Raw genomic sequence first — 14,064 nt, forward strand, 5'->3', positions numbered from 1 at the left:
ACTCCCAGGGCGAGCAACAAGAAGACAGCTCTGGACTTCCCAATCAATGGGAAGTTAGTATCGGCTTGTGGGACAGCATAGCGGGATCGGCGTCCTGGACAAGGCAGTGGCCGTGTTGAACGCCGTGGCAAAAGATCCGTGCGGCCTCGCGGAGTTGTGCAACCGCACGGGTCTGCCGAGAGCGACAGCGCACCGCTTGGCGGTGGGCTTGGAGGTGCACCGCCTGCTGCGCCGGGGTTCGGACGGCCGCTGGCGCCCAGGGGCGGCTCTGGCGGAACTGGCGGGCGGCGCGACCGACCCGCTCCTCGACGCGGCGACCTCGGTCCTGCCGCGCCTGCGCGACATCACCGGCGAGAGCGTGCAGCTCTACCGCCGCGACGGGATGCAGCGCGTCTGCGTGAGCGCCGCGGAACCCCCGAGCGGCCTCAGGGACACCGTCCCGGTGGGCGCGCGCCTCCCCATGACCGCGGGCTCGGGCGCCAAGGTCCTGGCCGCCTGGTCCGACCCCGGAACCCAGCGCGCCATCCTCGCCGACGCCGTCTACGGCGAGCGCACCCTCCTGGAGGTCCGCAGGCGAGGCTGGGCCCAGAGCGTCGCCGAGCGCGAACCGGGCGTGGCGAGCGTCAGCGCCCCCGTCCGCGACAGCAGCGGCACCGTGGTGGCCGCCATCTCCGTCTCAGGCCCCATCGACCGCATGGGCCGCCGCCCAGGCGCCAGGTGGGCCGCGGACCTCCTGGCCGCAGCAGAGGCCCTCCAAAGCCGCCTGTAACCCAACGCACAAGGCCCCCGGAGCTCGAACTCCGGGGGCCTTCCTACGTCCCAGACAAAAAAGTGACCCCACTCACCACCGAGTGAAAAGCCCCAAAAAAGAATGCCCCCACCCCAAAGGTGACCCGCCCCACAAACACACGCCGACGCACGAACCACGAGCCCCAACCAATGGGCGAAGCCCGAGCCGTGACAACGCTCACCCCGAGACGACCACCCGCAGGGGAACCCGGTCACACCCAAGGCGACCACCCTCGAAGGGGGTCCGGGGGGCGAAGCCCCGCCGGGCGGGGCCCGGGGGCCGCGCCCCCGGTGAAAATGCGAAAGAGCCGTGGTCGATGATCTCCATCGACACGGCTCTCCCAGCTCTGTAGCCCCGATGGGATTCGAACCCACGCTACCGCCTTGAGAGGGCGGCGTCCTAGGCCGCTAGACGACGGGGCCCTAGAACAAGCTCATGAAGTTGTATTACCAGCGATTGTTCCAAGCGAACTCGGATAACCACTCGTAGCCCCGATGGGATTCGAACCCACGCTACCGCCTTGAGAGGGCGGCGTCCTAGGCCGCTAGACGACGGGGCCTGGACTTTCACCTGCATCCTGTGGACTTGCGTCCATGCTCGCGGCTCTCACCGCTCGCAGCTGGGGTACCAGGACTCGAACCTAGACTAACTGAACCAGAATCAGTCGTGCTGCCAATTACACCATACCCCATTGGCTTTCCCTTTCAGCTTCCCCCCGGTCTTGCTCGGGAGGGGCTGTCCGTTCCGCCGAGATGAATACTAGACCACACACCCGGCGGAACGGAAATCGGGGTTCACACACGGGTCCCCGCCAGCTCGCAGACGAGCAGTTCTGGCAGCTCAGCGAGACTGTGGATGGCGGACACGCCGTGGGGCAGACTCCCGTCGCCCTGGCCGCCCCGGTCGAGCCAGACGCCGCGCATGCCGGCGTCCCGCGCCCCGATGGCGTCGGCGTACAGCCGGTCGCCGACGTGGACGGTGTCGGCCAGCGCGGTGTTCAGGCCCGCGCAGGCCGTGTCGAAGATCACTCTGTCCGGTTTCGCCGCGCCGACCTCGCCCGCGATGAGGACGGTGTCGAAGTACTGGGCGAGGCCCAGCGCGGCGATCTTGTCCCGCTGGTGCCGCCCTGAGGCGTTGCTGACGGCCGCGAGCGGGAGTCCCGCGGCCCGGAGCCAGTCGAGGCAGGGGACGACGTCGGGGTAGAGGCGCCAGCTTCCCGCCAGCGCCTCCTGCCGCCCCAGTTCCCGCCTGGTGGCCTCGTGCTCGTCGAGCTCCTCGCCGAGCGCGGCGAAGAACGCGCGGGTCCTGATGTTGCGCATGGTCGAGTACTCGAACTCGCCGGTGAGCATCCGGGCGCAGTGGTCGTCGGTGATGCGCTGCCACAGCGGGAAGGTGTCGTCGCTGCCGACCATCGAGGCCAGCGCCGCCCTGGACGAGGTGCTGTAGTCGACGAGGGTGTCGTCGACGTCCAGGCACACCGCGCGGACCGCGCCGGTTCTCCTAGGGGTGTGAGTCGGGGCTGTGGTTGTCACCCTGAGAGGCTAGGTGGGTATGCCCCCTGGGCGATTCGACCAGTGAGGTGATATCTGCGCGGTCTTGCGCGATCAAGCCCTGTCGAATCGCCCAGTCGCCCCGATCAGCTTGCGCCGAGCGCCTTTCGCAATCGCCCGATCGAGCGATCACGGCCGAGCAGCTCCATGGACTCGTAGAGCGGCGGGGACACCGTGCGGCCGGTGACGCCGACGCGCACCGGAGCGTAAGCCTTGCGGGGCTTAAGTCCCAGACCGTCCACAAGGGACGCCTTGAGCGCTTCCTCGATGCTCGCGGCGTTCCACTCCGCCGTCGCCTCCAGCGCGGCGACGGCGGCCTCCAGCACCGGCTTGGCGTCGGCGCCGAGCGCCTTGGCCGCCGAGTCCTCCTCGGGCGTGAACACGTCGTCGGCGGTGAACAGGAAGCGCACCATGCCGGAGACCTCGGACAGCACGACGAGGCGCTCCTGCACGAGCGGCGCGACCCCGCGCAGCACGGCCAGGTCGGCCTCGGCGGGCTCCGCCGGGAGGACGCCGTCCGCGACGAGGTGCGGCAGCGAGCGGCTGACGAACTCCTCGACGGGGAGCGCGCGCAGGTGCGTGGCGTTGATCGCCTCGGCCTTCTTGAGGTCGAAGCGGGCCGGGTTGGCGCTGACCTTCGCGATGTCGAAGGCGGCGACGAGCTCCTGCGTGGTGAAGATGTCGCGGTCGTCCGCGATGGACCAGCCGAGCAGCGCGAGGTAGTTCAGCAGGCCCTCGGGGAGGAACCCGCGGTCGCGGTACAGGAACAGGTTGGACTGCGGGTCGCGCTTGGACAGCTTCTTGTTGCCCTCGCCCATGACGTAGGGCATGTGGCCGAAGAGCGGGGTGAACGTGGTGACGCCGATGCGCTGGAGGGCGCGGTAGAGCCCGATCTGGCGCGGGGTGGACGGGAGGAGGTCCTCGCCGCGCAGGACGTGCGTGATGCCCATGAGGGCGTCGTCGACGGGGTTGGTGAAGGGGTACAGCGGGTCGCCGTTGGCGCGCACCAGGACGGGGTCGGGCGTGGTGCCCGCCTTGAAGGTGATCTCGCCCCGGACGAGGTCGGTCCAGGACAGGTCCTCGTCGGGCATCCGCAGGCGCAGCACGGGCTCGCGCCCCTGCTCGCGGTAGGCGGCCTTCTGCTCGTCGGTCAGGTCGCGGTCGAAGCCGTCGTAGCCGAGCTTCGGGTCCTGGCCCGCGGCGCGGCGGCGGGCCTCGACCTCGTCGGGGGTGGTGAAGGACTCGTAGAGCTCGCCCGCTTCGAGGAGCCTGCGGGCGATGTCGGCGTAGATCTCGCGGCGCTGGCTCTGCCGGTACGGCTCGTGCGGGCCGCCGACCTCGGGACCCTCGTCCCAGTCGAGGCCGAGCCACCGCATCGCGTCGAGCAGCGCGAGGTAGGACTCCTCGGAGTCGCGCGCGGCGTCGGTGTCCTCGATGCGGAAGACGACTTTGCCACCGGTGTGCCGGGCGTAGGCCCAGTTGAACAGCGCGGTGCGGATGAGCCCAACGTGGGGCGTGCCGGTCGGCGACGGCGAGAAGCGGACGCGGACCTCTTGGGGTGCGGATGCGGTGCTCATGACCGGGTGAGCGTATCCCCCTTGACCGGGTTCCGGCCGGGGAGCATCCTGGGGTTATTCAACTGGTGTTGAAAAGGGGTGTGGCGTCATGACCAGGACCTCGATCGCCATCGCGGGCGGCGGCCCCGCCGGGATGGTGCTGGGCCTGCTGCTCGCCAGGGCGGGCGTGCGGGTGACCGTGCTGGAGAAGCACGGGGACTTCCTGCGGGACTTCCGGGGCGACACCGTGCACGCGTCCACGCTCGGGCTGCTCGACGACCTCGGGCTCGGGCCCGCGTTCGACGCGATCCCGCCCCGGTACGTGGAGCGGATGCGGGTGGTGGCGCCCGGCGGGGCGGCGACGGTCGCGGACATGCGGCGGTTGCCCGGCAGGCACAAGCGGATCGGGTTCGTGCCGCAGTGGGACCTGCTGGAGCTGCTGGCGCGCGCCGGGCGCGCGGAGCCCGCGTTCACGCTGGTGATGAACGCCGAGGTGACCGGGTTGCTCCGGGAGGGCTCGAAGGTCACCGGGGTGCGGTACCGGACGCCGGGGGGCGAGGTCTCGCTGGGCGCGGACGTGGTCGTGGCGGCGGACGGGCGGACCTCGCGCGTGCGGGCGGAGGCCGGGTTGGCGGTGCGGTCGTTCGGCGCGCCGATGGACGTGTGGTGGTTCCGGGTGCCCGTGCGCGAGGGGGACGAGCTCGGCGAGGTGCTGGGGCGGTTCGGGCGCGGCGAGGCGCTGGTGGCGATCCCGCGCACGGGCTACTTCCAGTGCGCGTTCCTGATCCGCAAGGGGACGGACGCGCGGCTGCGGGCCGAGGGGGTCGAGCGGTTCCGGGGGCGGGTGGCCGCGCTGATGCCCGCGCTGGCCGACCGGGTCGGGGAGATCGCGTCGCTGGACGACGTGAAGCTGCTGGACGTGCGGCAGAACCGGCTGCGCACCTGGCACCGGGACGGGCTGCTGTGCGTCGGGGACGCCGCGCACGCCATGTCGCCGGTGGGCGGGGTGGGGATCAACCTGGCGATCCAGGACGCGGTGGCGGCGGCGCGGTTGCTGGCCGGGCCCGCGCTGCGCGGGGCGGTGACGCCGGACGTGCTGAGGCGGTTGCGCAGGCGGCGGTTGTTCGCGACGGCGGCGACGCAGGCGGCGCAGCGGGTGCTGCAGCGGGCGGTGATGCGGGAGCCGGGGGCGTCGGAGCGCCCGGCGCGGGTGCCGCTCCCGCTGCGGGTGGCGCAGCGGTTCCCGGTGCTGCAGGCGGTTCCGGCCTACCTGGTGTCGATCGGGCTGCGGCCGGAGCCGACGCCGGGGTTCGCGAGGCGCTCGCCCGCGCCAGCGCGGTGAGGCGCGCCGCGGGTTTCCGCGCGCTCGGGTGAAGTCCGGTGCGGCCGAGCGGGTGCCGCGCGCGGGGCGCGGTTCGGGCGCGGCGGCGGGATTTGGTGCGCCGCAAGGGTTCTCGCGGCGCGCGGGCGGACGGCCGGAACCGCACTGGTGCGGCTCCGGGGACGGGAGCGCCCCCGGTCCGGAGTGGACCGGGGGCGTTCCCCTTTTCCGCTCGGTGACAGGGGGTCAGCGCGCGGCGGCGGTGTTGGTGAGCGTGCCGAGGCCGTCGATGGTCACCGAGACGCGCTGCCCCGGCCGCATCGGGCCGACGCCCGCCGGGGTGCCGGTGAGGATGACGTCCAGCGGGCGCAGGGTCATCACCGTGGAGATGAACGAGATCAGCGCCGGGATGTCGTGCACCAGCTGGGAGGTGCGGCCGTCCTGCTTCACCTCGCCGTCCAGCTCGGTGCGGATCGCGACGTCGGTGGGGTCGAACTCGGTCTCCACCCACGGGCCCAGCGGGCAGAACGTGTCGTAGCTCTTGGCGCGGGTGAACTGCACCTCGGAGCGCTGGATGTCGCGGGCGGTGACGTCGTTGGCGATGGTGTAGCCGAGGACCGAGCCCATGGCGCGCTCGACCGGGATGTCCCGGCCGCCGACGCCGATGACCACGGCCAGCTCGCCCTCGAACTCGACGCGCTCGGAGGCGGCCGGGAGGCGGATCTCGGCGTTCGGGCCGACGACGGTGGTGTTGGGCTTGAGGAAGATCAGCGGCTCGGCCGGGACCTCGTTGCCCAGCTCGGCGGCGTGGTCGGCGTAGTTGCGGCCGACGCAGACGATCTTGGGCGGGAGGAAGGGGGCCAGCAGGCGGACGTCGGCCAGCGGCCAGCGGCGACCGGTGAAGGTCGGCTTGCCGAACGGCTCGTCGGCGATCTCAGCCGCGACCAGGTCGTCGCCCTCCCCCTCGATGGCGGCGAAGGCGAGACCGTCTGGCTGGGCGATACGGGCGATGCGCACGGAGTTCACCCTAACCGGCGGTGGGCGCGGGTGCCCGCCCCGCCTAGCGTCGGCTCATGGAACCCCTGCGCGGACACCGCCTCCGCTCCCCCGCCCGGTCAGCCCTGCTGATCGCGGTGCTCCTGCTGCTCGCCGCGAGCCCGGCCGCCGCGGCGACCACGCTGCAGATCGGCACGACCGTCCGGTTGGCCTCGGACGAGCAGTGCGCCAACGGCTTCAACGTCGAGGACCACCTGCTGCTGCCGCCCGACTGCGTGCCGAGGGCGCAGGGGGTGAACCCGATCGGCGTGGCCGTCCGGAGCGCCGAGGGCGAGACGATCGCCCGGATCACGCAGGCCAGCGGCAGGGTGGTGCTGGCCAGGCAGGTCCAGGGGGTGACCGTCACCAGGGTGCCCGTGGTGCAGCACACCGGGACCCGGATCACCGGCGCGACGGCGGCCGGGATCGGCAGGCGGGTGTGCGTGCTCAGCCGGGTCGGCGGAACGCTGTGCGGGCCGGTGGTGGCGCTGAACCGGACGGTGAACTGGGCCGGGGGGACCGTGACCGGGCTGTCCGAGGTGCGGGTGTGCGCGAGCGGGCCGTGGGGCTGGGCGCCGGTGGTCGACGGGTCGCTCGCCGTGGGGCACGTGCTCGGCGGCGCCGGGTGCTCGGTGTACTTCCTGCCGATCGCGCCGCTGCTCGCCTCGGGCGGGCTGCGGCTGGCGCTGTAGCGCCGGGAGGGGGCGGCCCGGTCGGCGCCGCCCCCGTCCCACGGCTCAGACCAGCGCGGACGCGTGCGCGGCCTTGTGCGCCAGCGCGTCGCACAGCGCCAGCCAGCTCGCCTCGACGATGTTGCCGTGCACCCCGACCGTGGTCCACTCGCGCTCGCCGTCGGTCGAGTTCACCAGCACCCGCGTCACCGCCTCGGTGCCGCCTGCGCCGTCCGCGTCCCGCCCGTCACCGGACAGGATGCGGACCTTGTAGTCGTTGAGCTTCACCGCGTCCAACCAGGACAGGTGCGGCAGCAGCGCCTTGCGCAGGGCCCCGTCCAGCGCGTGCACCGGGCCGTTGCCCTCCGCCGTGGCGATCACCCGCTCGCCGCCCACGTGCACCTTCACCGTCGCCTCGGAGACGATCTCGCCGTCCGAGCGGTGGTCGAGCACGACGCGGTAGGACTCCAGGGTGAACGGCGGGGCGTCCAGTTCGGACAGCTCGTCGCGCAGCAGCAGCTCCAGCGACGCGTCGGCCGCCTCGAACGACCAGCCGCCCGCCTCCAGCTCCTTGACCTTGCGGACGGCGCTGGTCAGGGCCTCGGGGTTGGCCGCGAGGTCCACGCCCAGCTCCCGCCCCTTCAGCTCCAGGCTCGCCCGCCCGGCCATCTCGGTGACCAGGATCTTCATGCCGTTGCCGACCACCTCCGGGTCGATGTGGTTGTACAGCAGGGGGTCGACCTTGATCGCGCTCGCGTGCAGGCCCGCCTTGTGGGCGAAGGCCGACGACCCGACGTAGGCCTGGTGGGTGTCGGGTGCGATGTTGGCGATCTCGGCGAGGGCGTGCGAGACGCGGGTGAGCTCCCCCACGGCCCCCTCCGGCAGGACCGGCATCCCCAGCTTGGTGACCAGGTTGCCGACCACGGCGAACAGGTCGGCGTTGCCCGCCCGCTCGCCGTACCCGTTCGCGGTGCACTGGACGTGCGTCGCGCCCGCCTGCACGGCCGCGAGGGTGTTCGCCACGGCGCAGGACGTGTCGTCCTGGCAGTGGATGCCGACCCGGAAGCCGGTGCGGGCGAGGACGTCGGCGACCACCTCGGCCAGGCCGAGCGGCAGCTGGCCGCCGTTGGTGTCGCACAGCACCACCACGTCGGCCCCGCCGGTGACGCCCGCCTCCAGCACGCGCAGCGCGGTGTCCGGGTCGTGCGCGAAGCCGTCGAAGAAGTGCTCGGCGTCCAGGAACACCCGGCGGCCGTTGTCCACCAGGTGCTTGACGGTGTCGTGGACCATGGCGAGGTTCTCGGCGGCGTCGGTGCGCAGGGCGCGCTCCACGTGCCGCAGGTCCGACTTGGCCACCAGGGTGACCACGGGGGCGCCGGAGTCGAGCAGGGCGCGCACCTGCGGGTCGTCCTGGACCTTCACGCCCGCCTTGCGGGTGGCGCCGAACGCGACCAGCTGGGCGTTGGCCAGCTCCAGCTCGCCGGAGGCCGCGCGGGCGAAGAACTCGGTGTCCTTGGGCATCGCGCCCGGCCAGCCGCCCTCGATGAAGCCGACGCCCAGCCCGTCCAGCAGGCGCGCCACCTGGAGCTTGTCGGTGACGGAGTAGGTGATGCCCTCGCGCTGTGCGCCGTCCCGGAGGGTGGTGTCGTAGACGTGGAAGCTATCGCCGAGCGTGGTCACGGTGTGTTCTCCTGCGGGCGGGCTTGGTCGGGTTTGTCGAGAAAACAAAAAGACCCCCCGCTGGGATGCGAGAGGTCTGCGCGCCGGTGGCGGGTGCTCGGGGCACTCAACCGGCGCGCTGCTCGATAATCACGGCGACGTGGACAGCCATGCCCGCATGGTGCCACAGGCCACGGGGGCGTACCAAGCTCCGGGCGGAGTTTCCCACCAGGTGGGTTACGCGATCGCTCGTTCGCAGGTCGGGGGCGGGTGGCGGGTGCGAGGGGGTCACCCGGACGGGCGGCGGGGTGGCCGGCCGGGGGTGCGGCGGCGGGCGGGCGGAAGGGCTTCCGGCAGCGCGTCCCGGCCAGGGGTGGGCGGTTCTCCCGGCGCTCCGACCGCGCGGCGCGACGGTGGGCGGGCCGTTTTTCCCGACGCCCCGGCCGCGCGGCGCGGCGACGGGCAGGCCGTTTTCCCGGCGCTCCTACCGCACGGCGCGACGGTGGACGGGCCGTTTTTCCAACGCCCCGACCGGCGCCGTGCGACGACGGGCGGGCCGTTTTCCCCGCGCCCCGACCGCCCACCGGGATGCGCCATTTCCCGGCGCGGAACGATCCCGCCCCCGGACACCGGAAAGGGCCACCGAAAGCTCTCGGTGGCCCTTTCCGGACTTCTGCCCCGGCCGCGGGACGCGGCCCCGGCGCCTGCGCTCTGCTGTCAGCGCTCTGCTGTCAGCGCGCCGGTAACCAGCGCTCCGGTGTCAGCCGGTGCGCACGTTGGACGACACCAGCGCGGCGAGCCGGTCGCCGATCGCGTAGGTCGCGCCCGGCGACGCGTGGTCGCGGGTGGCCAGGTCGAACGCCACCGACGCCTCGATGCGGCGGGCCGCCTCGTGCTCGCCGAGGTGGTCGAGCATGAGCGCCACGGACAGCACCGCGGCGGTCGGGTCGGCCACGCCCTGGCCCGCGATGTCCGGCGCGCTGCCGTGCACCGGCTCGAACATGCTCGGGTTGCGCCTGGTCACGTCCAGGTTGCCGGACGCGGCCAGCCCGATGCCGCCGGTCACCGCCGCCGCCAGGTCGGTGAGGATGTCGCCGAACAGGTTGTCGGTGACGATCACGTCGTAGCGGCCGGGGTCGGTGACCAGGTGGATCGTCGCGGCGTCCACGTGCTGGTAGGCGACGGTGACGTCGGGGTGCTGGAGCGAGACCTCCTCGACCACCCTGGACCACAGGGAGCCCGCGTGGGTGAGGACGTTCGTCTTGTGCACCAGGGTCAGGTGCTTGCGGGGGCGGTTCGCGGCGCGCGCGAAGGCGTCCCGGACGACCCGCTCGACGCCGAACGAGGTGTTGATGGACACCTCGGTGGCGATCTCGTGCGGGGTGTCCTTGCGCAGCAGGCCGCCGTTGCCCGCGTACAGGCCCTCGGTGCCCTCGCGGACGACCACCATGTCGATCTCCGGCGGGTCCGCGATGGGGCTGCGGACGCCGGGGTACAACCGCGCCGGGCGCAGGTTGACGTGGTGGTCGAGCTCGAACCGGAGGCGCAGCAGCAGGCCGCGCTCCAGGATGCCGCTGGGCACCGACGGGTCGCCGACGGCGCCGAGCAGGATCGCGTCGTGCTGGCGCAGCTCCCCCAGCACGGACTCCGGCAACAACTCACCTGTGGCGTGCCAGCGCGCCGCACCGAGGTCGTAACGGGTGATCTCGGCCGCCGGAACGACCTCACCCAGCACCTTCAGTGCCTCGGCGACGACCTCGGGCCCGATCCCGTCCCCCGGGATCACTGCGAGCCGCATTAACACACCTCCCAGGTATCAGTCCCAATTCACGGGACTAGTTTTCATTGCGAAAGGCTACCGGCCCGATGCGTCCGCACCGCACCTGGAACACGCCGTTGGGGGTAACTCTCCCGGACTGCGGGACACCCGAACGGTTCAACACCCCCGTTCAGATGTCACCCGAAGGACGTAAAACGGCTCTGGCCGGTCGGGGGAGAGTCCCCCCGACCGGCCAGAGCACCCCTGTCTGAATCGTGCCGACCAGCGCTTACCGCGTCAGTAGGCGCTCCTCGGAGCGGATCAGACTGCCGGGCGGTCGCTGCCGCCCTTGACCTTCACGACGTCGACCCGGTCCCCGGACGCGTTGTGGTGGTTGACCACCATCAGGCTGTCCGACGCCGTGCCGGGCTCGCGGTTGACCACGAGCGCCGTACCGGGCTTGGCCTGGTACGACAGCGCCGCGTCCCCGCCGCCCTGCACCCAGAGGCCGGGCTTGAGGGCGTCGAACGACAGCGCGCCGTCGATCGAGTCGATGCGGTCGTCGGACGCGCCGGGCGCGAGGTAGAACCCGGTGCTGTTGACGGTGTAGGTGATCTTCGCGGTGTCCCCGGACGGGTCGATGCCCAGCGCGGAGAGCAGCACCGGCAGCACCACCACGTTGGTGTCGAACACGTTCGTGTCAACATCACCGAACTGGGCGTTGACCGGCTGGATGTCGACGGTCTCCCCGGTGGCCAGGTCCACGGTGACCGCGACCAGCAGGTCGGTGTCGGTGAGCTTGGTCGTGTAGGTCTCAAAGTCCGGGGTGCCGTCGCCGTTCACGTCGACGTCGATGTAGAAGATGGTGTTCGACCCGAGGTTGTACCAGTTGTCCCAGGTCGAGACGCCGAACGCGAGCAGCGCCTCCTCGGGGTTGCCCTGGAGCTTGGCCAGCGGGGCGGTCGACGTGACGCCGACGTGCCGCAGGTCCGCGCCCTTGGCGGTCTGGTTGAGCGTGCAGCCCGAGGTGACGTTGCGCTTGCACTCCGGGAGCCTGGGCGAGGTCGCCTGGAGCTCCAGGACGCTCACCAGCGAGCGGAAGCCCTTCTGGTCGACGCCCCGGCCGGTCAGGTTCAGCACGGTCTGGGTGGCGTTCTTGCCCAGCTTCACGCTGCCCGGCACCGAGATGTCCGAGGCGGGCTTGGGCGCGGAGTACACCGGCACCCGCAGCGGCACGGTCGCGCCGCTCTTGGGCGAGAGCACCACGCGGCCCGACGCGTCGGCCAGGAACTGGCGCGGCACGTCCAGGTGCAGCGGCTCGACCGTCGGGTCGACGGTCTTGGCCAGCGCCTTCGGGTCGTCGATCCTGAGGGTGACCTTGACCCTGGCGATGCCGCGCGGGCTGAGCCTCACGGTCTGCTCGGACAGCTCGTAGCGCACGCCGGGGATGCTGGTGACGGCCTCGTAGCCCACCGAGTACTCGACGGCCCTCGGGGACTTGTTGACCACCTTGATGGTCTTGGTCAGCGCGGTCTTGCCGGTGACCTCGACCGGACCGAACGACGCGGACACCGCGCCGGGGTCGTCCTGCACGTAGGCCAGGACCTGGTTGTCCAGGGCGGCCTTGGCGTCGATGCGGCCCGCGCCGACCCGGTTGGGGGCGAAGGTCTTGCCGTTCTCCTTGACGTCCGAGCCCGCGGAGTTCATGACCGCGGCCTTGACCTCCTCGGTGGTCCAGTCCGGGTGGGCCTGGCGGACGAGGGCGGCGATGCCGGTGGTGTGCGGGGCGGCCATGGAGGTGCCGCTGATCACCAGGGTGCCGTTGCCGGAGCCGACCAGCGCCGAGGCGATGGTGTCGCCGGGGGCGGCCACGTCCGGCTTCACGACCGGGCCGCGCACGCCGCGCGAGGTGAACGCGGACGGGGTGTCGGCGATCTTCTGGTCGTAGGTGGGCAGCGAGGTGCGCAGGTCACCGGCCTGGCGCACGGACAGGGCGCCCGCCGCGAGGGCCGGGCGCAGCGCCGAGGTGGCGGTGCCGGTGAACTGGAACACCGGGATGGCGGCGTTGCCCGCGATGCCCGCGTTGAAGTTCTCCAGCGCCGAGGTGAACAGCGCGCCCACCGCGCCCGCGGCGGTGGCGTTGTTGGCGCGGGCGCCGGAGCCGCAGCGGCGGGTGGCGTCGACGTCGTCCCACTCCAGCCACACGAACTTGCCCGCCACGGCGGCGGCGTCGGCGGCGCTGAACGGCTGGCAGCCGTCCAGGTTGGACGGGTCGGTCAGCGCGAGAACGGGCTTGGTCTGGTCGTAGCCCGCGTAGTCGAAGTTCTGGCTGTACTGGCCCGCCTGCTTGGCCCCGTTGGCCTCGGCGGCGTCGCGCAGCACGAAGGCGTCGCGGGTGCTGGCCACGGTCAGCGCCTCGGGGGTGCTGCCGGGCGAGCCGCCGATGTCGTACAGGTCGCCGCCGTTGCCCGCCGAGAACACGGTGAGCACGCCCGCGGCGTTGAGCTTGCGCACGAACAGGCTGTCGGGGTCGTCCGGGGCGCCGTAGTCGGAGCCCAGGGACAGGTTGACCACGTCGAGGTGGTCGGTGAAGTCGCCGTCGCCGTCGGGGTCGAGCGCCCAGTCGAGCGCCTGCGCGGTGACGTTGGTGGAGCCGTCGCAGCCGAAGACCTTCAGCGCGTACAGCAGCGCCTTCGGGGCGGTGCCGGGGCCGATCCGCATCGCGTCGAGCTGCTCGCCGGAGAGCGTGGTGTAGTCACCGGTGAAGGTGCTGCCGTCGGCGTTGACGCCGAAGCCCGCCGCGGTGCCCGCCACGTGCGTGCCGTGGTCGTTGCAGTCGAGGGGGTTCGGGTCGGGCTTCGGGGTGCTCAGCGCGGGGTCGTCGCTGCCGCCGTCGTAGGCGTCGCCGACGAAGTCGTAGCCACCGACCACCTTGGCGGTCGGGAAGTACGAGGCGTCCACGACGTTCGGGTCGATCGCCCGGTACGCCTCGGGCGTGCCGGGACCGGCGAACGCGGCGTGCGTGTAGTCGATGCCGGTGTCGATGATGCCGACGCGGGTGCCGTCGCCGAGCTTGCCGTACTGCTGCCACGCCTTGGCCGTGTTGGTCAGCTGCACGGCGCTGGAGTTGGTGCGGGTCTTGGGCACCACGGTGCGGATGGACTTCACGTCCGACCGGGACGCCAGCTCGCGCACCTTGGCCGCGTCGGCGGTGACGACCACGCCGGGCACGCCGTTCGCGGTGCGGAACAGCTCCTTGGTGCCGGAGTCCTTGGCCCGCAGGTCGCCGACGACCTGGTCGGTGACCTTGGTGGTCTCGCCCTTGGTGGCCTTGGCGGCCTCCTTGGCCTGCTGCTTGCTCGCGCCCTGGCCGGTCTTCTCGGTGAAGGTGTCGACGGCGGGCTTGGCCTCCAGCTCGACGAACGCGGTCACCGCGCCCTTCGCCGAGGCCAGGCGACCGGCCACCTTGGTCTGGAGCTTGGCGGCGTCCAGGCCCCTGGCGGGTTTCACGGACGGCGTGGTGGCCTGCGGACCCTCCGCCGCCAGCGCCGCGCCGGACAGGGAGCCGGTGAGCAGGACCGCGGCGAAGACCGGGATCACTGCCTTCCTGGCTCGGTTGGTGGAACGACTCACGACTTGCCCCTACCGAGGCCGGTACGACCTTGGCGGGCAGCGCGGAGCACTGAGGGGGGACACCACCGGCGGGCCGGGGTGGGCCGACTG

At 72.1% G+C, this 14,064-nt stretch carries 9 protein-coding genes and 3 tRNA genes; 3 read left to right on the forward strand and 9 right to left on the reverse strand.

The annotated features are described in order from the left end of the window. The first annotated feature begins 67 nt into the window (after positions 1-67). Complete coding sequence (locus CNX65_RS29535; RefSeq protein ID WP_015804699.1) at positions 68-769, forward strand: IclR family transcriptional regulator; 702 nt, start codon at positions 68-70, stop codon at positions 767-769. A gap of 370 nt (positions 770-1,139) precedes the next feature. On the opposite strand, the gene CNX65_RS29540 is transcribed toward CNX65_RS29535, so the two are convergent. The 5 genes from CNX65_RS29540 to gltX all read right to left on the reverse strand — a co-directional run bounded on the left by CNX65_RS29540 (position 1,140) and on the right by gltX (position 3,917). Further along, positions 1,140-1,212 (reverse strand) — tRNA-Glu (locus tag CNX65_RS29540). Between the two features lie 64 nt (positions 1,213-1,276). Beyond that, positions 1,277-1,349, reverse strand: a tRNA-Glu gene (locus CNX65_RS29545). A gap of 60 nt (positions 1,350-1,409) precedes the next feature. After that, positions 1,410-1,481, reverse strand: a tRNA-Gln gene (locus CNX65_RS29550). Positions 1,482-1,584: 103 nt separating this feature from the next. Then, positions 1,585-2,268, reverse strand: coding sequence for an HAD family hydrolase (locus CNX65_RS29555; protein ID WP_096496668.1), 684 nt, complete (start codon positions 2,266-2,268; stop codon positions 1,585-1,587). 158 nt (positions 2,269-2,426) lie between these two features. Then, positions 2,427-3,917 (reverse strand): glutamate--tRNA ligase, encoded by a 1,491-nt coding sequence (gltX, locus tag CNX65_RS29560; protein WP_096496669.1) that lies wholly within the window; start codon positions 3,915-3,917, stop codon positions 2,427-2,429. Positions 3,918-4,005: 88 nt separating this feature from the next. On the opposite strand from gltX, the gene CNX65_RS29565 reads away from it, so the two are divergent. Next, complete coding sequence (locus CNX65_RS29565) at positions 4,006-5,238, forward strand: FAD-dependent oxidoreductase (RefSeq protein ID WP_096496670.1); 1,233 nt, start codon at positions 4,006-4,008, stop codon at positions 5,236-5,238. Positions 5,239-5,463: 225 nt separating this feature from the next. Here the strand turns inward: CNX65_RS29565 and CNX65_RS29570 are convergent, their stop codons facing one another. Then, complete coding sequence (locus tag CNX65_RS29570; protein ID WP_096498066.1) at positions 5,464-6,234, reverse strand: fumarylacetoacetate hydrolase family protein; 771 nt, start codon at positions 6,232-6,234, stop codon at positions 5,464-5,466. A 56-nt stretch (positions 6,235-6,290) separates the two neighbouring features. Here CNX65_RS29570 and CNX65_RS29575 point away from each other — a divergent pair, with 56 nt between their 5' ends. Next, positions 6,291-6,944, forward strand: a complete 654-nt coding sequence (locus CNX65_RS29575; RefSeq protein WP_096496671.1) for a chymotrypsin family serine protease — start codon at positions 6,291-6,293, stop codon at positions 6,942-6,944. Between the two features lie 45 nt (positions 6,945-6,989). Here the strand turns inward: CNX65_RS29575 and cimA are convergent, their stop codons facing one another. The 3 genes from cimA to CNX65_RS29590 all read right to left on the reverse strand — a co-directional run bounded on the left by cimA (position 6,990) and on the right by CNX65_RS29590 (position 13,941). Continuing rightward, positions 6,990-8,603 (reverse strand): citramalate synthase, encoded by a 1,614-nt coding sequence (gene cimA / locus CNX65_RS29580; RefSeq protein WP_096496672.1) that lies wholly within the window; start codon positions 8,601-8,603, stop codon positions 6,990-6,992. 739 nt (positions 8,604-9,342) lie between these two features. Then, on the reverse strand, positions 9,343-10,380 hold the full coding sequence (locus CNX65_RS29585; RefSeq protein ID WP_096496673.1) for a 3-isopropylmalate dehydrogenase: 1,038 nt from the start codon (positions 10,378-10,380) through the stop codon (positions 9,343-9,345). Positions 10,381-10,662: 282 nt separating this feature from the next. Beyond that, complete coding sequence (locus CNX65_RS29590; protein ID WP_096496674.1) at positions 10,663-13,941, reverse strand: S8 family serine peptidase; 3,279 nt, start codon at positions 13,939-13,941, stop codon at positions 10,663-10,665. Between the last annotated feature and the right edge of the window lie 123 nt (positions 13,942-14,064).

Source organism: Actinosynnema pretiosum (assembly GCF_002354875.1).
GTDB classification, from domain to species: domain Bacteria; phylum Actinomycetota; class Actinomycetes; order Mycobacteriales; family Pseudonocardiaceae; genus Actinosynnema; species Actinosynnema auranticum.

Bases quoted from the DNA above. Each gene is read 5' to 3' on its own strand.
- gltX (WP_096496669.1), bottom strand. From the start codon at position 3,917: ATGAGCACCGCATCCGCACCCCAAGAGGTCCGCGTCCGCTTCTCGCCG.
- CNX65_RS29565 (WP_096496670.1), top strand. From the start codon at position 4,006: ATGACCAGGACCTCGATCGCCATCGCGGGCGGCGGCCCCGCCGGGATG.
- CNX65_RS29575 (WP_096496671.1), top strand. From the start codon at position 6,291: ATGGAACCCCTGCGCGGACACCGCCTCCGCTCCCCCGCCCGGTCAGCC.
- CNX65_RS29585 (WP_096496673.1), bottom strand. From the start codon at position 10,380: ATGCGGCTCGCAGTGATCCCGGGGGACGGGATCGGGCCCGAGGTCGTC.